This window comes from Pseudomonas sp. R3-52-08 (assembly GCF_003851745.1).
Lineage (GTDB): Bacteria > Pseudomonadota > Gammaproteobacteria > Pseudomonadales > Pseudomonadaceae > Aquipseudomonas.
In genome coordinates this window covers 1,831,256-1,849,753 of record NZ_CP027730.1, presented here as the reverse complement: position 1 = coordinate 1,849,753, position 18,498 = coordinate 1,831,256, and the positions used below count along the sequence as shown (strand labels likewise).

The 18,498-nt window shown below is 61.2% G+C and carries 22 protein-coding genes; 11 read left to right on the top strand and 11 right to left on the bottom strand.

The window, feature by feature from the left end; all coding sequences use genetic code 11:
* Positions 1-377: 377 nt before the first annotated feature.
* Entirely contained in the window at positions 378-1,169 is a 792-nt protein-coding gene (locus C4J91_RS08520) for a crotonase/enoyl-CoA hydratase family protein (protein ID WP_124361917.1), read from the top strand.
* Positions 1,170-1,270: 101 nt separating this feature from the next.
* On the opposite strand, the gene C4J91_RS08515 is transcribed toward C4J91_RS08520, so the two are convergent.
* Positions 1,271-2,026, bottom strand: a complete 756-nt coding sequence (locus C4J91_RS08515; protein ID WP_124361916.1) for a spermidine synthase — start codon at positions 2,024-2,026, stop codon at positions 1,271-1,273.
* 125 nt (positions 2,027-2,151) lie between these two features.
* Here C4J91_RS08515 and C4J91_RS08510 point away from each other — a divergent pair, with 125 nt between their 5' ends.
* Positions 2,152-3,498, top strand: a complete 1,347-nt coding sequence (locus tag C4J91_RS08510; protein WP_124361915.1) for a class II 3-deoxy-7-phosphoheptulonate synthase — start codon at positions 2,152-2,154, stop codon at positions 3,496-3,498.
* A 95-nt stretch (positions 3,499-3,593) separates the two neighbouring features.
* On the opposite strand, the gene C4J91_RS08505 is transcribed toward C4J91_RS08510, so the two are convergent.
* The gene (locus C4J91_RS08505) at positions 3,594-4,823 is read right to left on the bottom strand and encodes a winged helix-turn-helix domain-containing protein (RefSeq protein WP_124361914.1); all 1,230 of its coding nucleotides are present in this window, start codon (positions 4,821-4,823) and stop codon (positions 3,594-3,596) included.
* A gap of 45 nt (positions 4,824-4,868) precedes the next feature.
* Positions 4,869-5,075 carry a DUF1127 domain-containing protein gene (locus tag C4J91_RS08500; RefSeq protein ID WP_164487521.1) on the bottom strand — a complete coding sequence of 69 codons (207 nt, stop codon included), beginning with the start codon at positions 5,073-5,075 and terminating at the stop codon, positions 4,869-4,871.
* Positions 5,076-5,145: 70 nt separating this feature from the next.
* On the opposite strand from C4J91_RS08500, the gene C4J91_RS08495 reads away from it, so the two are divergent.
* Complete coding sequence (locus C4J91_RS08495) at positions 5,146-6,027, top strand: LysR family transcriptional regulator (RefSeq protein WP_124361912.1); 882 nt, start codon at positions 5,146-5,148, stop codon at positions 6,025-6,027.
* Here the strand turns inward: C4J91_RS08495 and C4J91_RS08490 are convergent.
* Complete coding sequence (locus tag C4J91_RS08490; protein ID WP_124361911.1) at positions 6,017-6,766, bottom strand: sulfite exporter TauE/SafE family protein; 750 nt, start codon at positions 6,764-6,766, stop codon at positions 6,017-6,019. The genes C4J91_RS08495 and C4J91_RS08490 overlap by 11 nt on opposite strands.
* A 108-nt stretch (positions 6,767-6,874) precedes the next feature.
* Between C4J91_RS08490 and C4J91_RS08485 the strand changes: the two genes are divergently transcribed.
* From C4J91_RS08485 to C4J91_RS08470, 4 genes are all read left to right on the top strand, one after another.
* Positions 6,875-7,825: a LysR family transcriptional regulator gene (locus C4J91_RS08485; protein WP_124361910.1), complete on the top strand. Its 951-nt coding sequence runs from the start codon at positions 6,875-6,877 to the stop codon at positions 7,823-7,825.
* Between the two features lie 81 nt (positions 7,826-7,906).
* Positions 7,907-8,359 (top strand): MarR family winged helix-turn-helix transcriptional regulator, encoded by a 453-nt coding sequence (locus C4J91_RS08480; protein WP_124361909.1) that lies wholly within the window; start codon positions 7,907-7,909, stop codon positions 8,357-8,359.
* Between the two features lie 230 nt (positions 8,360-8,589).
* Positions 8,590-9,009, top strand: coding sequence for an organic hydroperoxide resistance protein (locus C4J91_RS08475; RefSeq protein WP_124361908.1), 420 nt, complete (start codon positions 8,590-8,592; stop codon positions 9,007-9,009).
* A gap of 25 nt (positions 9,010-9,034) precedes the next feature.
* Positions 9,035-10,051 (top strand): alpha/beta hydrolase, encoded by a 1,017-nt coding sequence (locus C4J91_RS08470; RefSeq protein WP_124361907.1) that lies wholly within the window; start codon positions 9,035-9,037, stop codon positions 10,049-10,051.
* Positions 10,052-10,116: 65 nt separating this feature from the next.
* Here the strand turns inward: C4J91_RS08470 and C4J91_RS08465 are convergent, their stop codons facing one another.
* Together C4J91_RS08465 and earP are read right to left on the bottom strand one after the other, a co-directional pair.
* A complete protein-coding gene (locus tag C4J91_RS08465) occupies positions 10,117-10,689 on the bottom strand; it encodes an elongation factor P (protein ID WP_003172723.1) in 573 nt (190 codons plus the stop codon).
* A 49-nt stretch (positions 10,690-10,738) separates the two neighbouring features.
* On the bottom strand, positions 10,739-11,872 hold the full coding sequence (gene earP, locus C4J91_RS08460; protein WP_124361906.1) for an elongation factor P maturation arginine rhamnosyltransferase EarP: 1,134 nt from the start codon (positions 11,870-11,872) through the stop codon (positions 10,739-10,741).
* Positions 11,873-12,004: 132 nt separating this feature from the next.
* Between earP and C4J91_RS08455 the strand changes: the two genes are divergently transcribed.
* Together C4J91_RS08455 and C4J91_RS08450 are read left to right on the top strand one after the other, a co-directional pair.
* Positions 12,005-12,373, top strand: coding sequence for a hypothetical protein (locus tag C4J91_RS08455; protein WP_124361905.1), 369 nt, complete (start codon positions 12,005-12,007; stop codon positions 12,371-12,373).
* Between the two features lie 5 nt (positions 12,374-12,378).
* Positions 12,379-12,861, top strand: coding sequence for a GreA/GreB family elongation factor (locus C4J91_RS08450; protein WP_124361904.1), 483 nt, complete (start codon positions 12,379-12,381; stop codon positions 12,859-12,861).
* A 39-nt stretch (positions 12,862-12,900) separates the two neighbouring features.
* Here the strand turns inward: C4J91_RS08450 and cysB are convergent, their stop codons facing one another.
* The 5 genes from cysB to C4J91_RS08425 form a co-directional block, all read right to left on the bottom strand.
* Positions 12,901-13,875, bottom strand: coding sequence for an HTH-type transcriptional regulator CysB (cysB, locus tag C4J91_RS08445; protein ID WP_124361903.1), 975 nt, complete (start codon positions 13,873-13,875; stop codon positions 12,901-12,903).
* A 97-nt stretch (positions 13,876-13,972) separates the two neighbouring features.
* Positions 13,973-14,479 (bottom strand): universal stress protein, encoded by a 507-nt coding sequence (locus tag C4J91_RS08440; protein ID WP_124361902.1) that lies wholly within the window; start codon positions 14,477-14,479, stop codon positions 13,973-13,975.
* 65 nt (positions 14,480-14,544) lie between these two features.
* Positions 14,545-15,462, bottom strand: coding sequence for a 5'-nucleotidase (locus C4J91_RS08435; RefSeq protein WP_124361901.1), 918 nt, complete (start codon positions 15,460-15,462; stop codon positions 14,545-14,547).
* Positions 15,463-15,477: 15 nt separating this feature from the next.
* Positions 15,478-16,440: a putative 2-dehydropantoate 2-reductase gene (locus tag C4J91_RS08430; RefSeq protein ID WP_124361900.1), complete on the bottom strand. Its 963-nt coding sequence runs from the start codon at positions 16,438-16,440 to the stop codon at positions 15,478-15,480.
* Complete coding sequence (locus C4J91_RS08425; RefSeq protein ID WP_124361899.1) at positions 16,437-16,823, bottom strand: thioredoxin; 387 nt, start codon at positions 16,821-16,823, stop codon at positions 16,437-16,439. Before C4J91_RS08425 ends, C4J91_RS08430 begins: the two co-directional genes overlap by 4 nt.
* Between C4J91_RS08425 and C4J91_RS08420 the strand changes: the two genes are divergently transcribed.
* Together C4J91_RS08420 and C4J91_RS08415 are read left to right on the top strand one after the other, a co-directional pair.
* On the top strand, positions 16,822-17,256 hold the full coding sequence (locus tag C4J91_RS08420; protein ID WP_124361898.1) for a PilZ domain-containing protein: 435 nt from the start codon (positions 16,822-16,824) through the stop codon (positions 17,254-17,256). The genes C4J91_RS08425 and C4J91_RS08420 overlap by 2 nt on opposite strands.
* A gap of 131 nt (positions 17,257-17,387) precedes the next feature.
* Positions 17,388-18,464, top strand: a complete 1,077-nt coding sequence (locus tag C4J91_RS08415) for a 3-deoxy-7-phosphoheptulonate synthase (protein WP_124361897.1) — start codon at positions 17,388-17,390, stop codon at positions 18,462-18,464.
* Positions 18,465-18,498: the final 34 nt, after the last annotated feature.

Here is an 18,498-nt window from a genome sequence, read left to right as displayed (position 1 = left end):
GCATGCCGTGTTGAGACTCAAGAGTCGCCCTGGCTGCTTTGTCGGCGGGGATTTGCGAAAACGAATGAATGAAAAAGATTCGTCAAGGAAGAGTCCGCTGTGCGGACGTGCAGCCGAAGCTGACTTCGGGGAATTGCGCTACCTAAACGCGGCCCGGTTAAAGGCCGGCGCGCACTATACCGGAAATAGCTGAAAAAGGGAGCTTTTTTTATCGCAAAGCACCGATAAACCGTGCTGCGTCACAGCCTTTGCAGATAACTGCGCCAGGGTCTATTTTGCAAAGGCCCGGCCCTGTTGGTCATCACGCTTAAACGGTTCACCTGTCCAGGCCTGCCCCTTGGTCTGAAACCTTAATCCGCGCCCCGAGGGCACCCCAGATGAATCAAGCCAGCACCAGCCGCGTCACCCGTGAACTCCAGGGCCATGTCCTGCTGCTGGGGCTGGACCGAGTGGCAAAGCGCAATGCTTTCGACCTCGACCTGCTCAACGAACTGAGCATGGCCTATGGCGATTTTGATCGAAACGATGACGCGCGCGTTGCCGTGGTGTTTGCCCATGGCGACCACTTCACCGCCGGGCTCGACCTGGCCAATGTCAGCGGCGTCATGGCGGGAGGTTGGCAACCGCCCCTGGGCGGCTGCGACCCCTGGGGCGTGTTCGCCGGTCCCAGGGTCAATAAACCGGTAATCGTGGCCGCCCATGGCTACTGCCTGACCATCGGCATCGAGCTGATGCTGGCAGCGGACATCAATCTTTGCGCGAGCAACACGCGCTTTGCGCAGATGGAAGTGCAGCGTGGGATCTTTCCGTTTGGCGGCGCGACATTACGCTTTCATCAGATCGCTGGCTGGGGCAATGCGATGCGCTGGCTGCTGACCGGCGACGAGTTCGACGCCCATGAAGCCCTGCGCTTGGGCTTAGTGCAGGAAGTGATGGCCAGCGAAGACCTGCTGCCGCGCGCCATCGAGCTGGCCAATCGCATCGCACGCCAGGCGCCGCTTGGGGTGCAGGCAACGTTGATGTCGGCGCGATTGGCGCACAAGGAAGGCGAGACCGTGGCGGCCGCCGCGTTGCCGCCGATGGTGGACAAGTTGCTGAACAGCGAAGACGCCAAGGAGGGCGTGCGGGCGATGATCGAGAAGCGGCCTGGGGTGTTCAAGGGTATTTGAGTGGGCAGTGCCGGCCTCATCGGGAGCAAGCCCCTTCCCACAGTTGAAATGTGTTCCAAATGTGGGAGGGGGCTTGCCCCCGATGGCGTCCGAACAGACGCCTAGGTCGCCGGCCGAATCACCTTGATCAACGCCTGCAACGAATACCCCAGTCGCGGCGCCAGCACTTCAGCCCGTAAGGACAGCGTCTCCAGGTCCAGCTCCTGATCCAGCTCCGAAGGCACCAGCAGGATCACGTTGCCCTCCTTCACCGGCAGTTCCCAGTAATGCCGGTGATACAACCCGCGCAACAGCGCCGCGCCCAGCGGCTTGCCATCATCGGTGGCCCACTGGTTGATCACCAGCCAGCCGCCGGGATTGAGCTTTTTCTGGCAGTTCTCCAGGAACGTCCAGGCCAGATGGCCGACGCCAGGCCCCACGTCGGTGTACAGGTCGACGAAGATCAGGTCCGCCGATTCGGCACTGTCGAGCAACTCCAGGGCATCGCCGATACGGATATACAGGCGTGGATCATCATCCAGGCCCAGATATTCAATCGCCAGGCGCGGTACGTCGGGGCGCAGCTCGATGGCTTCGACGTCCTCAAGCGCCAGGAACTTGAGACAGGCCTGGGTCAACGTGCCGGCGCCAAGGCCAAGGAATAGCGCGCTCTCCGGCTGTTCATGGCACAACGCACCGACCAACATGGCGCGGGTGTAGTCGTACTCCAGCCAGCTTGGGTCGGCAGTGAACACACAGCTTTGCTCGATGGCATCACCAAATTCGAGAAAACGGTAATCGGCCACTTCCAACACACGGATCATGCCGAAATCATCATGGACTTCGGCCAGCAGGCGCTCGACACGCTCCTCGCTCATCACTACTCCTAACGGGTTGGCTGCGGGGCAAAGTGCGCGATTGTCGGCCAAGCGACGGCAGCAGGTCACGCACTAATTGCTGCTAACATTGACGCCCGAACGTCAACCTACCCAACGAGTGCATGATGAGCCAACCCTGGAGCCCCGACAGCTGGCGTGCCCTGCCGATCCAGCAACAACCCCGGTACCCGGATGCCGCGCATCTGCTGCAAGTGGAGCAGAGCCTGGCCAGTTACCCGCCGCTGGTGTTTGCCGGGGAAGCCCGCGAATTGCGTCGTCAGTTTGCCGAAGTCACCCAGGGTCGCGCCTTCCTGCTGCAAGGCGGTGACTGTGCCGAGAGCTTTGCCGAGTTTTCCGCCGCGAAAATCCGCGACACCTTCAAGGTGCTGCTGCAGATGGCGATCGTCATGACCTTCGCCGCCGGCTGCCCGGTGGTGAAAGTCGGGCGCATGGCCGGCCAGTTCGCCAAGCCGCGCTCGTCCAACGATGAAACCATCGACGGTGTCACCCTGCCCGCCTACCGCGGCGATATCGTCAATGGCATCGGCTTCGACGAAAAGAGCCGCGTCCCGGACCCGGACCGCCTGTTGCAGAGCTACCACCAGTCCACCGCCACCCTCAACCTGCTGCGCGCGTTTGCCCAGGGTGGCTTCGCGGACCTGCACCAGGTACACAAGTGGAACCTGGACTTCATTGCCAACTCCGCGCTGGCCGAAAAGTACAGCCAACTGGCCGACCGCATCGATGAGACCCTGGCCTTCATGCGCGCCTGCGGCATGGACGATTCGCCGCAACTGCGCGAGACCAGCTTCTTCACCGCTCACGAAGCGTTGCTGCTCAACTATGAAGAAGCTTTCGTGCGCCGTGACAGCCTGACCAACGACTACTACGACTGCTCGGCCCATATGCTCTGGATCGGCGACCGTACTCGTCAGCTGGATGGCGCCCACGTCGAATTCCTGCGCGGGGTGAACAACCCGATCGGGGTCAAGGTCGGCCCGAGCATGAACCCGGACGACCTGATCCGCCTGATCGACATCCTTAACCCGGACAACGACCCTGGCCGCTTGAACCTGATCGCACGCATGGGCGCCAATAAGGTCGGCGACCACCTGCCAGACCTGATTCGCGCCGTGCAGCGCGAAGGCAAGCACGTGCTGTGGAGCTGCGACCCGATGCATGGCAACACCATCAAGGCCAGCAGCGGCTACAAGACCCGCGACTTTGCGCAGATCCTCGGCGAAGTGAAGGAGTTCTTCCAGGTACACCAGGCTGAAGGCAGCTATGCCGGCGGCATTCATATCGAGATGACCGGGCAGAACGTCACCGAGTGCATTGGCGGCGCACGGCCGATCACCGAGGACGGCTTGTCGGACCGCTATCACACCCACTGCGACCCGCGGATGAATGCTGATCAGTCGCTGGAATTGGCGTTTTTGATTGCCGAAACCTTGAAACAGGTCAAGCGTTAGATTGTTGTCGACTGGACTGACGCCAATCGGGGGCAAGCCCCCTCCCACAGGGAATGCATTTCACATGTGGAAGGGGGCTTGCCCCCGATGGCGCCCTAAAGACCAGCCTCCAGACCGAGCATTGCCACCCGTAACCGCGCGGCGCTCGGCCGCTGGCAATTGAGCACGACCTGTTGCAGCCCCAACCAATCGGCCATCTGCCGCAGGTTCAGCGCCAACGCCGACATCCCCCGCTCATCCAGGCCCGGCTCTTCCTCGTGCAGCGCATGCACCGCCAGGCAACCGTTGGCTCGTTCGGCGCGCAAATCGACGCGCGCAGCGATCCGCTCGTTGTGCAAAAACGGCAGCACGTAGTAGCCGTACACCCGCTTGTGTTGCGGGGTGTAAATTTCCAGCCGGTAACGGAAATCGAACAGGCGCTCGGTACGGGCACGCTCCCAGATCAACGAATCAAAGGGCGACAGTAAGGCGCTGGCCGGCACGTTGCGTGGCACTTTGGGTGCCGGCAAGCAATACGCCGGCTGCTTCCACCCTTGCACCTGGCAGTTCAGCAACTGTCCATCCTCGATCAGCTCGGCCAGGCGCTGGCGGCTGTCGACGGGTTCGAGGCGAAAGTAATCGCGCAGGTCTTTTTCAGTGGCCACTCCCAGGGCGGTTGCGCTGTGCAACAACAAGCCCCGCTGGGCCTCGGCTTCGTTCAGGTTGGCTTGAAGGATTTCGGCGGGGAGTACCCGTTCGGGCAAGTCATAGAGGCGTTCAAAGCCACGCCGCCCGGCAACGGTGACCAGACCGGCCGCGAACAGCCATTCCAACGCGTGCTTCTCGTCGCTCCAATCCCACCAGGGCCCGGCACGCACCTCGCGGGTCGACAAACTGCCCGCGCCCAAGGCGCCCTGCTCTTCAACGGCGCGCAGTACGCGCTGGACAGTGCTCTGCTGCTCACGCCCGAATCGCGCCATTTGCGCGTAGATCCCCTGCCCTTGTTTGGCCCGCTCCATGCGCCAGCGCATCATTGGGTACAGCGCCATGGGCAGCAACGAGGCTTCGTGCCCCCAATATTCGAACAGCGAGCGCTGCCGCCCCTGGCTCCAGGCGGCCTGTTCGAGCATCAAGGGAGAATAACGGCCCAACCGGGAAAACAGCGGCAGGTAATGGGAGCGCACCACGGCATTGACCGAATCGATCTGCAGCACACCGAGGCGCTCGATCACACGGTTGAGGTGCGCGGCTTTTATCTGTGCTGGCGGCTGGCGCCCGGAAAACCCCTGGGCTGCCAGCGCCATGCGTCGTGCTTGCTTGAGGGAAAAGGACAGGACGGCGGGCATGGGTAGCTCCTTGAATACGCGCGTCCTACCCTACTGTATTCCCGGTTACTTTCGCAGCGGGTCTTCCCAGAAATGTCGATGGATTTCCTGCTCGACATCGATACGGTTAAGACCGATATCCTTGAGTGCGTCGTCGCTCATGCCCGCCAGCATCTGGCGTTCACGATGCAGCGCCTGCCAACGCGAAATCGTATGAAGAAGCCCAGAAAGCGGCCACTTTGCCATCAATACAACATCTGTTTGACCTTTCATCTTCTCGCCCTCCAGTGGGGATGACGCCAGTGTGTGCCTGGGCTTATGATCAATCCAACGAATGTTTCTTATGAAATACATCTCGGAGATTGATCAATTGTCCACGTACCCCAGCATCGACACCGAAGTGCTGCGCACCTTCGTCGCCATCGCCGATCAGGGCGGCTTTACCCGGGCCGGCGAGCTGGTCAACCGCACCCAGTCGGCGGTGAGCATGCAGATGAAACGCCTGGAAGAGGACGTGCTGCAGCGCAAGCTGTTCGAACGCGATGGCCGTCAGGTGCGGCTGACCCCCGAGGGCCAAGTGTTGCTGGGTTATGCGCGGCGCATCCTGAAATTGCACAGCGAAGTGTTCAACACCCTGCGCGAGCCGCATATGGTGGGCCTGGTGCGCATCGGCACGCCGGACGACTACGTGATGCGCTTCCTGCCGGGCATCCTCAAGCAGTTTTCCAAGGCTTACCCGCTGATCCAGATCGAACTGCACTGCGAGTCGTCAACGGTGCTGGTGCAGCGTCGGGACCTGGCATTGACCGTGATCAGCCGCGAGCCCGGCAATGATCTCGGTGAATTCTTGCGCACTGAGCGTATGGTGTGGGCCGCCTCGCCGTGTTTCTGCGTGGACGAGCATGACGCCATGCCGCTGGCGGTTTCCGGCGACGACTGCGTTTACACGCAGTGGGCGCGGGCGGCACTGGATGCGGCCGGGCGGGATTATCGCCTGGCCTATCACAGCTCCAACGGCGCGGCGATCCTGGCAGTCGTCAGTGCCGGCCTGGCGGCGATGATCAGCATGGAAAGCCTGGTGCCCCAGGACCTGCGCGTACTCGGCAGCGACGAAGGCTTCCCACCCTTGCCGTCGATGCACCTGCGCTTGTTGCGCAATCCGCAGATGACGTCGCCTATCACCGAATGCCTGGCCGACTACATCCTCGAAGGCTTCAGACTTTAAACGTCAGCATTACCGCGCACACCACCAGGAAGCCGCAGAACAGGCCACGCAATACGCGCTCGGGCAGCGCATGAGCGACTTTCACGCCCCAGCTGATACTGAGCAGGCCTCCCAGCGCCAACGGCACGCCGATCAGCCAGTCCACCTGGTGGTGCCAGGCGTAGGTGACCAACGTTACCCCGGTGCTGGGCAGCGCCAACGCAAGGGATAAGCCTTGGGCGACGACCTGGGTGGTGCCGAAAACGCTGGTCAGCACCGGCGTGGCCACCACCGCGCCACCCACACCAAACAATCCGCCCATGGAGCCCGACGCTGCGCCGAGTACGCCCAACCAGGGCCAGGAATAACGCATTTGCGCGGTCGGCGGTGCGTTACGGGTGAACATGCGCAACAGGTTATAGGCCGCCAGCACCACCAAAAACACGATAAACCCAATCCGCATCGCCCCGGCATCCAGGCCTACCGCCCAGATCGATCCCAACCAGGCAAAGCTGAAGCCCATCACACCCAGCGGCAAGGCGTGGCGCAGCTCGATGCGGTTGCGCTGGTGATAGCGCCACAGGGCCAGCATCACGTTGGGTACTACCATGACCAGCGCGGTGCCTTGGGCGATCTGCTGGTCCAGGCCGAACAGCACCCCCAGCACGGGGATGGCAATCAGCCCGCCTCCAATGCCAAACAAGCCGCCCACTGTGCCAAGGGCCGCGCCCAATACCAGGTACATCGCTAAATCCAACACCGCTCGCTACTCCGTCATCCCAAGCCTTGCATGCTACGCAGTCGGCCCTGGCACGGAAACGCACAGCAACGCACAATGGTTGTGCCAACCTCGCATAAGCATGAGCCGATGAATCCCAATACCTTGACCGACCAACTGGGCCTGTTTCTCGATGTACTCGAAACCGGCAGCTTTTCCGCCGCTGCACGCCGCCATCCGCTGACCCCCTCGGCCGTGGCACGGCGTATCGACAGCCTGGAAAACTCAGTCAACAGCCGCCTGTTCCAGCGCAGCACCCATGCCGTGGTGCCCACCCCGGCTGGCCTGGCCTTTGCCGAGCGGGCGCGACGGATTGTGAGTGAATTGCAACTGGCGCGCGCCGAAGCAGTGTCGTTGAGCCATGCGCCGGAAGGCCTGATCCGCATGGATGCACCGGCGGCTTTCGGGCGACGGCACCTGGCGCCGGTGATTGCAGATTTCCTGAAGCTGTACCCTGGGCTGGATGTGCACCTGCATTTGATCGACAGCTTTGTTGATATGCAGGGCGCGCATTTGGGCAAGGTTGACCTGGTGCTGCGCGCCGGGCATATTGCCGACACCCGGCTGATCGCCACGCCGCTCGCCAGTATTGTGCGCATCGCCTGCGCTAGTCCGGGCTACCTGAAAAGCCGCGGTACGCCGACGCACCCGCGGGAGCTGGGCGAACATGACGGCCTGGATTGGGACGGGTTGGCGCCGATGTTCGCCTGGCGCTTCGAACTGGACGGGCGCCGTGCCATCTACCGCCCTCGCCGTATCCGCATGAGTGCCAACAACGCCGAAGCCCTGCTCAGCGGCGCCCTGGCAGGGTTGGGTATTGCTCACCTGCCGACATGGCTGGCCAGCGAATACCTGGTGCGCGGTGAACTCTTGCCCCTGTTTTGTGAAAACGGCTTGCCCAGCCCGGAAACCACCGGCATTTACGCGCTACGCCTGGAACAACGACCCAATGCGCGCAGCCGATTGCTGCTGGAATACCTGAAGTCCCGTTTCAGCCCGGTGCCACCCTGGGATCTGGCCCTGCGAAGCACCATGGTCTGACCGTCCGCGTAGAATTATCTGGTGCATTAAAGATTTGCCCGCTAGATTCCAGCCCATACAGGCTTTTTTCGAGGCACCGCCATGAGCAAGAATCCCACACCCTGCGAATCCTTGATGCTGGATAACCAGCTATGTTTCGCGTTGCATTCCACCTCGCTGCTGATGACCAAGGTCTATAAGCCTCTCCTCCAGGCGCTCGGCCTGACCTATCCGCAGTACCTGGCCATGATGGTGCTGTGGGAAGAGGATGGTTTGACCGTCGGTGAAATCAGCAATCGCCTGCTCACCGACCCCGGCTCCCTGACCCCGCTGCTCAAGCGCCTTGAAGCCGAAGGCCTGTTGAGCCGCACCCGCAGCCGCGAAGACGAACGCGTGGTGGTAGTGGAGTTGACCGACGCCGGACGGGCGTTGCAGGACCGGGCGATGGACATTCCCCAGTGCATCCTGGGTGCCAGCGGACTGGAACTGGAACAATTACGCAAGCTGCAGGCCGATTTGGTTGCTTTGCGCAGCAACCTGCAGAACGCAATCTAAAGACGCTACTGAACATGTGGGAGGGGGCTTGCTCCCGATAGCGGTGAGCCATATACGCATTGAGTGGCTGGCCCACCGCCATCGGGAGCAAGCCCCCTCCCACATTGTTTTCCCATCGCAAAAAAATATTTATAAATTTATCTTGCGCGCTAAACATTAGCGCTATACATTCACCTCACCAACTACTTAGCGCACAAACATTTAGCGCTAACAACACAGAGGACGACACCATGCAAACGCTCTATACCGCAGTAGCCACCGCCACCGGCGGCCGTGATGGTCGCGCTGTCTCCAGCGACAACATCCTCGACGCCAAACTCTCGACCCCCAAGGAATTGGGCGGCGCTGGCGGCCAGGCCACCAACCCTGAACAGCTGTTCGCTGCCGGCTACTCGGCCTGCTTTATCGGCGCGCTGAAATTCGTCGCCAGCCAGACCAAACGCAAGATCCCGGATGACGCTTCGATCACCGCCCATGTGGGCATCGGCCAGATCCCTGGTGGCTTCGGCTTGGACATCGACCTGCACATCAGTCTGCCAGGCCTGGCGCAAGACGATGCGCAAAGCCTGGTCGAAGCTGCTCACCAGGTCTGCCCGTACTCCAACGCCACTCGCGGCAACGTTGATGTGCGCCTGCACGTAACCGTTTAACCTCGCGCCCTGATCGGAGAAGACCATGAACACCTTTGCTAAAGCGCTCACCGGCAGCCTGCTTGCCCTGTCAATCAGCACCGCCTTCGCCGCTACCGGTGATGTGGAGCACAGCACCCAGGGTTTCCTGGATGCGCTGAACGCCGGCACCGGCAAGCCGATCGAGCAATTGACGCCCCAGCAGGCCCGTGCGGTGCTGACAGGTGCCCAGGCCGGGGTGAAGTTGAGCCTGCCCAGGGCAGACGTGAGCCAGAAGACCATTCAGGTCGATGGCCAGCCGCTGGACCTGACCATTGTGCGTCCAGCCGGGGCCAAGGGCGCTTTGCCGGTGTTCATGTTCTTCCACGGCGGTGGCTGGGTGCTGGGGGATTACCCCACCCATGAACGCCTGGTGCGGGACCTGGTGGTGGGTTCGGGGGCAGTGGCGGTGTTCGTCAACTACACGCCGTCACCAGAAGCGCATTACCCCGTGGCGATCAACCAAGCGTATGGCGCAACAAAATGGGTGGCCGAGCACGGAAAAGAGATCAACGTCGATGGCAAGCGCCTGGCGGTCGCGGGCAACAGTGTCGGGGGCAACATGGCAGCGGTGGTCAGCCTGATGGCCAAGGACAAGGGTACGCCGGCGATCAAGTTCCAACTGCTGCTGTGGCCGGTGACCGATGCCAACTTCGACACGGGCTCCTACAACCAGTACGCCGAGGGGCACTTCCTCACCCGGAACATGATGAAATGGTTCTGGGACAATTACACCACCGACGCCAACCAGCGCGCCGAGATCTACGCATCGCCACTGCGAGCCACCCCTGATCAACTCAAGGGGTTGCCACCTGCGATGGTGCAAACCGCTGGCGCCGATGTACTGCGTGACGAGGGTGAAGCCTACGCCCGCAAGCTGGATCAGGCCGGCGTGCCGGTGACTGCCGTACGCTACAACGGCATGATCCACGACTACGGTTTGCTGAACGTGGTCAGCCAGGTACCGGCGGTGCGCTCGGCATTGCTGCAAGCGTCGGACGAACTCAAGCAGCACCTGAAGTAAACCCCGCAGGCACAAAAAAGCCCGACGCATGGTCGGGCTTTTCCATTCGTAAGGCAGGGCCGGAATTACTTCTTGGCGCGACCTTTGTACGAACCACCTTCGCGGGTGTCGATCTCGATCAGGTCGTCGATTTCGATGAAATCGGCTACTTGCAGCTCGGTACCGTTGCTCAGTTTGGCAGGCTTCATCACCTTGCCGGAAGTGTCGCCGCGAGCGGAGCCTTCGGTGTAGGCCACTTTACGCACGATGGTGGTCGGCAGCTCTACGGAAACCAGGCGCTCTTCGAAGAAGATCGCTTCGCAGACGTCTTCCATGCCTTCTTCGATGAACGGCAGAACGGCTTCGATATCTTCAGCGTTCAGCTCGTACATGGTGTAGTCGGTGGTATCCATGAACGTGTAGGTGTCGCCGCTGATGAAGGACAGGGTCGCTTCCTTGCGGTCGAGGATCACGTCGTCCAGTTTGTCATCGGCGCTGTAGACGATCTCGGTCTTGTAACCGGTCAGCAGGTTCTTCAGCTTGGTCTTCATGATGGCGCTGTTACGACCAGACTTGGTGAACTCAGCTTTCTGAACCAGCCAAGGGTCGTTTTCGAGACGGATCACTGTACCGGGTTTCAGTTCTTTACCAGTTTTCATTGCATATATCCGAAATTTGGATGGGATTTACAAAAATCAAGGTGGCGTATCATATCCAACTTTCATAAAACTGTACCAGCGCCGTCGCAAGATCGGCCTGCAAGCCCTGTTCCAGACACCAGTCTTGCGCATGCTGGCTGAGTTCCGGCCAGTGCTCCAGCAGCATTTTCCAGGGTTGGGCCATATCGCCCTCGGTATTCCAGGCTTGCCAGAGTGCAACCAGCGCCGCCTTGGCCGCCGGCGACAAGGCGGCGGTGTACAGCTCGAGGAACGCATCGAGCTTGTCGAGATGGATGTCTTCGTCCTGACGATAGATGTGCCACAGCAACGGGCGCCCGGCCCACTGGGCGCGCACGAACGAATCTTCGCCACGCACGGCATTGATGTCACAGCACCACAGCAATAGGTCGTACTGGGCCTGGCGCACGAACGGCAGCACTTGCACGGTCAAGGCCCCGCGCTGGTGAACAGCCCCTGCCGTCAACCCCTCCTCGCCCAGCCAGCGCTGCACGTCACCCAGGATGCGCCCTTCCGGCACCAACAGATGAGTGGCACGCCCGTCTGTCGACAACACGTCCAGCCAACTGCCGAGCCCGGCGTTTTCGTAGGCGAACAGTGAGATCAGGCGCGCATCGGCAAGCGGAAATACGCCCAGGCTTTGCAGGAATTGTCGCTGCGCATCGGCATCTTGCTGAAAAACCTGACGCTGTTGCAGCAACCCCGCCTCACGCAACAGCCCGCCGGTGCCTGGACGAAAGCCCGGAAAAAAGAAGTACTTCTGCACACCCTTGAACTTCACCGACGGCAGGCGGTGACAGCCCACCACCCAGTCCTCGGCGCTGAGGTAATCCAGGTTCATCCACAACGGCGTGCGTTCACGCGCGGCCATGGCTTCCATGTAGTCAGGCGGCAGCTGGCAAGCGAACGCGGCAATCACCACATCGGCCGCAGGCGTTGTCGACCAGTCAAACGGCCAGTGGCGCACATCCACACCCGCTTGCCATTGCTGCGCCAGGTTTACATCGATCTGTGGGCACATGCGCTCGAAGGCGCGCAGGTCATCGACCCACAGGCGCACATCGCAGGCGTGCTCCGCGACCAATTGCCGGGCCAGGCGCCAGGTCACGCCGATGTCGCCGTAGTTATCGACGACGCTGCAAAAAATATCCCAGCGGGCTTTCATTCCGGGCTCCACGACTCAAAGGCTCGATTGTCCGCATAAATGCGCCGATGCAGAAGGCTTGATCGCGATTATTCTGCGCAGTGGCTGTGCGACAATCGCTGCCACGCCGTCAATGCCTGCCAGGAGGCCACCATGTCTGACCGTCCGCTGTCGCTGTTCAAGCTGTGTATCGCCATTGCCGCAGGCGTGTGGCTGGGGTTTATCGCCATCGCACTGACCAGCTGGCTGGCATCGCGCTACCTGTTCCCGCAGAGCCTCGCACCCGTGGCCCAGGCGGTGCAGCAACTGGGTAAGCCGACCGTCGTCACGCCTGAGCCGCCGAACCGTATGTTCGAGCAGTACCAGCAGAACCTGCAAAAGCAGGAGCAGCAACAAGCCCTGGACCAGGCCCGAAGCAATGCGCGCAACCTGGCCAACCCCAAATGCCAGTTCTGGCTGCAACAGGATCAGAACGCTCCAAATGAAAAATCCAAAGCCAATGTCCTGCAATTCTGCGATTAGAGATCATGAATAAACACGCCGTCCTCCAACTGATCCTGGAAAAACTCTCCGCCGACCTCGACATCGCCCAGCGCGCCGCGCAGACCGCCTACGAGACGGCGACACACGAGGAGAACATCGCAGAAAACAAGTACGACACCTTGGGGCTGGAGGCTTCGTATCTGGCGGCCGGCCAGGCCAAGCGGGTCGAAGAGATCAAGCAGTCGCTGGCGCTGTGCCAGAACCTGCAGGTGCGTGCGTACGATGACCAACGCGGGATCGAAGTGGGTACGCTGCTGGGCCTGGAAGACGAGAACGGTCGCCAGCAATGGCTGTTCCTGGCGCCGGATGCCGCGGGCTTGAAGGTTGAAGTGGTCGGCCAGCCGGTAACCGTCATCACCCCGCGCTCGCCCTTGGGCAAAAGCCTGCTGGGCAAGCGTGTCGAGGATGAGGTAGAGATTCTGGTGGCGGGCACCCGGCAACATTTCACGGTGACCGAGGCCAAATAGGGCGCGATAGCGAGGGCGCTGGCGCCCTCGCTAGAGGGATCAGTGAACCGGCAGTTCAACGCCGTCGAACAGCTCTTCGAGTTCCTGCTTGTTGTGGCACTGGATCGCCTTGGCCATCACTTCGCGGGTCAGGTGCGGGGCGAATTTCTCGATGAAATCGCACATGAAACCGCGCAGGAAGGTGCCACGGCGGAAGCCGATCTTGGTCACGCTGGACTCGAACAGCTCGCTGGCGTCGAGCACCACCAGGTCTTTATCGAGCTGGGTGTCGACCGCCATCTTGGCGACGATGCCCACGCCCAGGCCCAGGCGCACGTAAGTCTTGATTACGTCGGCGTCGGCTGCGGTGAACACCACTTTCGGCGTAAGACCACGGTGGCTGAAGGCTTCGTCTAGCTTCGAACGGCCGGTGAAACCAAACACGTAGGTGACGATGGGGAATTCCGCCAGGGCTTCCAGGGTCAACTTCGGCAACTTGGCCAGTGGGTGCCCCTGGGGCACGACCACGCAACGGTTCCAGCGGTAGCACGGCATCATCACCAAATCACCGAACAGCTCCAGGGCTTCGGTGGCGATCGCGAAATCGACGGTGCCATCAGCGGCCATCTCGGCGATCTGCATCGGCGAGCCCTGGTGCATGTGCAACGCCACGTCCGGGTATTGCTTGATGAAATCACGGATCACCGGCGGCAAGGCGTAGCGTGCCTGGGTGTGGGTGGTGGCAATCGACAGGGTGCCCTTCTTCTCGTTGGAGAATTCCTGGGCGATCTGCTTGATGCTTTCGACTTTGCGCAGAATCTCACCGGCGGTGGTGATGATGCGCTCGCCGGCCGGGGTGACGCGGGTCAGATGCTTGCCGCTGCGCGCGAACACTTCGACGCCCAGCTCGTCTTCGAGCAGGCGGATCTGCTTGCTGATACCGGGTTGCGACGTGTAAAGGCTTTGAGCGGTAGCGGAAACGTTGAGGTCGTGGTGCGCCACTTCCCAGATGTAGCGCAGTTGTTGAAGCTTCATATGAATCCCTCAAAGCAGATAGACGCCACGGGTATCAGCGACGGTATATAACTATATTAAAGGTAAGATATATAAATCTAGAACTTTTTATCGTTTTTTACCGATCCATATCATCGCTGCGTCGACGTTGCAGCGACGGCACCAGGTAAACCGGCACGCTCGCCAGCTGCAGCAACCGTGCGGCGGTACGCCCGAGCGGTGTCGCCGCCGCGCTGGCTTGGCTATGACTCCCTACGATCAACAGGTCCACGGAAAGTTTATGCAGTTGGTCGAGAATCACCTCGCAAGGGTCGCCCTGGATCACCCGCACCGAACGAATAAACTTCAAGTCCTGCTCCCCGTCCCCCAACTCCTCGCGAAAGCTGTCGAGCACCCGCTGCTCGATCGTTGCCATGACCGTGCTCAGCCCCTGGCTCTGCCATTCGCTGAGCGCCTTTTCATCAAGGTAGCTCTGCAACACCGACTCTGCGAACAGCCCGATGGGCTCCACCACATGAATCACATACAAATCTGCCTTGAACGTTCGCGCCAACGCCAGGGCATGTTGCATGACGTACGGCGCATACAGGCCAAGATCCGTGGCGTACAGTATCGAACGAATCATAGAACCCCCTGGACTGCCAGGATGGCGGAGATTAAATCAGCTTAGCAGCGCCCAGGGGGTACGACTCAGCGCTCGCCCTGGATTTTCAACTCATTACTGATGCCGTGCGGCACATGCCCGGTGGCCACGACCTGCCTGGCTCTTTCGCAATGGCCGGCCTGGTCATCGAAGAACACATCGGCGGCGAATGCTTCCAGGAACGCGGATTTATCCAGGCCACCCAGGAACAACGATTCATCCAGGCGGATATCCCATTCGCGCAACGTACGAATAACCCGCTCGTGGGACGGCGCCGAGCGCGCGGTGACCAGTGCGGTGCGAATCGGGCAGGCCTCATCAGCAAACTCACGCTGCAACAGGTTGAGTGCCGCGAGGAAACCCTTGAACGGGCCACCGTGCAAGGGCTGGCGCGCCGACTCGCGCTCGCTGGCCTGGAATGCTTCCAACCCGCCAGCCTGGTAGACGCGCTCGGACTCGTCGGAAAACAGCACCGCATCACCATCGAAGGCGATGCGCAATTCCTCGCTCGACGCCCGGCGCGCACCACCGGACAAAATAGTCGCCGCCGCAAAACCGGCGTCGAGGGCACTGCGCACATCCTCGGCATGGGTCGATAGAAACAGATGACAACCAAAGGCGGCCAGATACGGATAGGGACTACGCCCTCCGACGAAAGCGGCGCGGGAAATATCCAGGCCGTAATGCTGGATCGAGTTGAACACTCGCAAGCCGGTATCGGCGCTGTTGCGTGACACCAAGACCACCTCGACACGGGCACGCCCGAGGCTGGCGTTGAGGCTCAGCAGTTTCTTGACCAGCGGAAAGGCATCGCCGGGTTCGAGGATTTCCTCCTCGTGCTCGATCTGGTATTTGCGATAGGGCTCAACCCCTTCGGCGAGGTACACCGTGTGGCTCTCGCTCAAATCGAACAAGGCCCGCGATGAAATCGCCAGCACCAGTTTGTCGCTCAATCCTGTCGCCATGTGCTTGCCCCCGAATCAGCGAGTGTGCCGATCAATAAAACTCAAGGCCTGGTAAAGCGCCTGCATGCGCGGTAATTCGCAGCCGGCTGCTTTGGCGGCAGCCAGCGGTCGGGCGTAGATGGCCTCCAGTTCCAACGGGCGCTTGTGCGCGTGATCGTGGTACATGCTGGGCAGGTAGTCATCCATGGTTTCGGTCATGGCGAACATCTGCTCGGCATAACTTGCCGCAATGTCATGGCCGCAAGCGCCAGCGCCCTGAACCACTTCGGCCATCAGCGCTTGAATCAGCGCGCGGCTGGACTCATCCGCCATCAGCGCGCGGGTCCCCGTGCCCAGCAAGACGGAGAGGCCGTTGAACGGCACGTTCCACACCAACTTATGCCAGCGCGCCTGATGCACGCTGGCCATGGCCTGGGATTCGATGCCCGCTTGATGAAACAGAGCGGCCCCTTCTTCGACAATCGCTTGCTGGCGCGCTTGATCGTTGGCCGCCATGCCACTGTGATAGCCAAGATTGACCCGCCCCAGCGCTTGATGCTCGACGACGCCCGGCGCGGCGCGATGCACGCCGATGTAGCACAGGCCACCCAGCAAATGCAGCGACGATGGCAGGTGCTCGCGCAGGCTGTCTTCCACATCCAGTCCGTTTTGCAGCAGCACCACCTTGGCGTCCGGCGCAGCGACCTGGGCAATGGTCGGCGCCAGTTCGGGGTTGCCAGTGGATTTGGTCCCCACCAACAGCCAATCACACGGCGGCATGTCGGCAGGGCTGGCATACGCTTGCACTGGCTGCAGGTGCAGGTTGCCATGCACGCTACTGTTGACGCGCAGGCCGTGCTCGCGGACCGCCGCGTATTCGCTGCGCAGCAGGAAATGCACATCGAACCCGGCACGCGCCAGCATCAGGCCGTAGAAACCGCCAATGGCACCGGTGCCAATGATGCCAATGCGTGGCGAAGGGTGTGCAAGTGCGGTCATGGCAAATCCTCTGGTGTGCGGGTGAGCGCCTGGTTTATCGCGTCGACAAGGTCGGGCGGTGTAAGACGCGTCTGTAATTGCCCAAGAAATTGACCCTCGCACACGAGGAACAACGCGGGCAAATGAAAGATCTGGTAACGTTCGACCGCGCCGCCGTTGTGCCCGGCATCCACCCAGCACAGCCGGTCCACCGGCAAGCGCCAGCCCGGCAACTGCTGGCGCGCCCAGCGGCAGCTGGAACAACCGACACTGGTAAACACGACCAGAGAACACCCTGGTAACCCCAGCAATTGCTGGTCGATATCCAGGTCGGTCAATTCCAGTTGCTTCACTATACTGCTGCCACTGCCGTCCATTGGACGGTGTTCGGAGTCCGTGTACATGGGTCGTTTTCTACCTCACCCTGATGATGTCGCTGTCGAGTTGATCCAACGTCCCTCTCCTGCCCTGCCCTCCCAACGCCTGCGCACTATCGGCCGTGGTGGCATTGCCTGCAACTGGCCGCGTGCCTGGCGCCCTGGCACGGCGGTCGACCTGCATATCCCCTCCCTGGGCGCCAGCGCCCGCTATCCAGGCTATGTCGCGTGGTGCCGCAGGGTGGAGGCCGGCTATCGCATCGGCATCTGTTTTGCCGACGAACATGCACTGTTCGGCGCACGAATGGGTGAGCAAGTGTGCCAGATCGAACGCTACTGCCGCCTGCACGACGCCGCCGAGCCCACGCCCGAGCAACTCGAAGCCTTGGCTCGCGACTGGGTATCGCGCCACGCCAATGAGTTCTCCCATGAGACGGTTGTGCAGCCAGTGCTGGATTAAAGCGGGCTTTGCCCATTGTCGCGGGCCCGTGTTACGCGCTAAGGTTCCTCCCCCCTGCATCCAAATCATGCTGTGCTCCGCCGCACGGGGATGGCTGGCGGCCGGCACCCGTGACCCTGACGAGTAACACGATGGCTGATTTACCGATCAATGACCTTAACGTTGAATCCAACGAGACCCTGATCACGCCCGATCAGCTCAAGCGCGAAATCCCCCTGAGCGACGCTGCCCTGCAGACCGTCACCAAGGGCCGCGAAGTCATCCGTGACATTCTCGACGGCACCGACCACCGCCTCTTCGTCGTGATCGGGCCTTGCTCGATCCACGATCTCAAGGCGGCCCACGAATACGCCGAACGCCTCAAGGTGCTGGCGGCGGAAGTGTCCGACACCTTGTACCTGGTGATGCGCGTGTATTTCGAGAAGCCGCGCACGACGGTCGGCTGGAAAGGCTTGATCAACGACCCGTATCTGGACGACTCGTTCAAGATCCAGGACGGCTTGCACATCGGTCGTCAACTGCTGTTGGACCTGGCGGAAATGGGCCTGCCCACCGCTACCGAAGCGCTGGACCCGATTTCCCCGCAGTACCTGCAGGACCTGATCAGCTGGTCGGCCATCGGCGCCCGCACCACCGAGTCCCAGACACACCGCGAAATGGCGTCCGGCCTGTCCTCGGCCGTGGGCTTCAAGAACGGCACCGACGGCGGCCTGACGGTGGCGATCAACGCGCTGCAATCGGTTTCCAGCCCTCACCGCTTCCTGGGCATCAACCAGGAAGGCGGCGTGTCCATCGTCACGACCAAGGGCAATGCCTACGGTCACGTGGTACTGCGCGGCGGCAACGGCAAGCCCAACTATGACTCGGTCAGCGTCGCACTGTGCGAACAGGCGCTGAACAAGGCCGGGATCAAGCCCAACATCATGGTTGATTGCAGCCACGCCAACTCCAACAAGGACCCGGCCCTGCAGCCGCTGGTGATGGAAAACGTTGCCAACCAGATCCTCGAAGGCAACCAGTCGATCATCGGCTTGATGGTCGAGAGCCACCTGAACTGGGGTTGCCAGGCCATTCCAAAAGACCTGGCCGACTTGCAGTACGGCGTGTCGATCACCGATGCGTGCATCGACTGGGCCGCTACCGAGAACACCCTGCGCAGCATGCACGCCAAGCTCAAGGACGTATTGCCCAATCGCAAACGCACCTGAAGCTGAATCAGGCACACACAAAAACGCCGGGCTA

Bases quoted from the DNA above. Each gene is read 5' to 3' on its own strand.
- C4J91_RS08520 (WP_124361917.1), top strand. From the start codon at position 378: ATGAATCAAGCCAGCACCAGCCGCGTCACCCGTGAACTCCAGGGCCAT.
- C4J91_RS08515 (WP_124361916.1), bottom strand. From the start codon at position 2,026: ATGAGCGAGGAGCGTGTCGAGCGCCTGCTGGCCGAAGTCCATGATGAT.
- C4J91_RS08510 (WP_124361915.1), top strand. From the start codon at position 2,152: ATGAGCCAACCCTGGAGCCCCGACAGCTGGCGTGCCCTGCCGATCCAG.
- C4J91_RS08505 (WP_124361914.1), bottom strand. From the start codon at position 4,823: ATGCCCGCCGTCCTGTCCTTTTCCCTCAAGCAAGCACGACGCATGGCG.
- C4J91_RS08500 (WP_164487521.1), bottom strand. From the start codon at position 5,075: ATGAAAGGTCAAACAGATGTTGTATTGATGGCAAAGTGGCCGCTTTCT.
- C4J91_RS08495 (WP_124361912.1), top strand. From the start codon at position 5,146: ATGAAATACATCTCGGAGATTGATCAATTGTCCACGTACCCCAGCATC.
- C4J91_RS08485 (WP_124361910.1), top strand. From the start codon at position 6,875: ATGAATCCCAATACCTTGACCGACCAACTGGGCCTGTTTCTCGATGTA.
- C4J91_RS08480 (WP_124361909.1), top strand. From the start codon at position 7,907: ATGAGCAAGAATCCCACACCCTGCGAATCCTTGATGCTGGATAACCAG.
- C4J91_RS08475 (WP_124361908.1), top strand. From the start codon at position 8,590: ATGCAAACGCTCTATACCGCAGTAGCCACCGCCACCGGCGGCCGTGAT.
- C4J91_RS08470 (WP_124361907.1), top strand. From the start codon at position 9,035: ATGAACACCTTTGCTAAAGCGCTCACCGGCAGCCTGCTTGCCCTGTCA.
- C4J91_RS08465 (WP_003172723.1), bottom strand. From the start codon at position 10,689: ATGAAAACTGGTAAAGAACTGAAACCCGGTACAGTGATCCGTCTCGAA.
- earP (WP_124361906.1), bottom strand. From the start codon at position 11,872: ATGAAAGCCCGCTGGGATATTTTTTGCAGCGTCGTCGATAACTACGGC.
- C4J91_RS08455 (WP_124361905.1), top strand. From the start codon at position 12,005: ATGTCTGACCGTCCGCTGTCGCTGTTCAAGCTGTGTATCGCCATTGCC.
- C4J91_RS08450 (WP_124361904.1), top strand. From the start codon at position 12,379: ATGAATAAACACGCCGTCCTCCAACTGATCCTGGAAAAACTCTCCGCC.
- cysB (WP_124361903.1), bottom strand. From the start codon at position 13,875: ATGAAGCTTCAACAACTGCGCTACATCTGGGAAGTGGCGCACCACGAC.
- C4J91_RS08440 (WP_124361902.1), bottom strand. From the start codon at position 14,479: ATGATTCGTTCGATACTGTACGCCACGGATCTTGGCCTGTATGCGCCG.
- C4J91_RS08435 (WP_124361901.1), bottom strand. From the start codon at position 15,462: ATGGCGACAGGATTGAGCGACAAACTGGTGCTGGCGATTTCATCGCGG.
- C4J91_RS08430 (WP_124361900.1), bottom strand. From the start codon at position 16,440: ATGACCGCACTTGCACACCCTTCGCCACGCATTGGCATCATTGGCACC.
- C4J91_RS08420 (WP_124361898.1), top strand. From the start codon at position 16,822: ATGGGTCGTTTTCTACCTCACCCTGATGATGTCGCTGTCGAGTTGATC.
- C4J91_RS08425 (WP_124361899.1), bottom strand. From the start codon at position 16,823: ATGTACACGGACTCCGAACACCGTCCAATGGACGGCAGTGGCAGCAGT.
- C4J91_RS08415 (WP_124361897.1), top strand. From the start codon at position 17,388: ATGGCTGATTTACCGATCAATGACCTTAACGTTGAATCCAACGAGACC.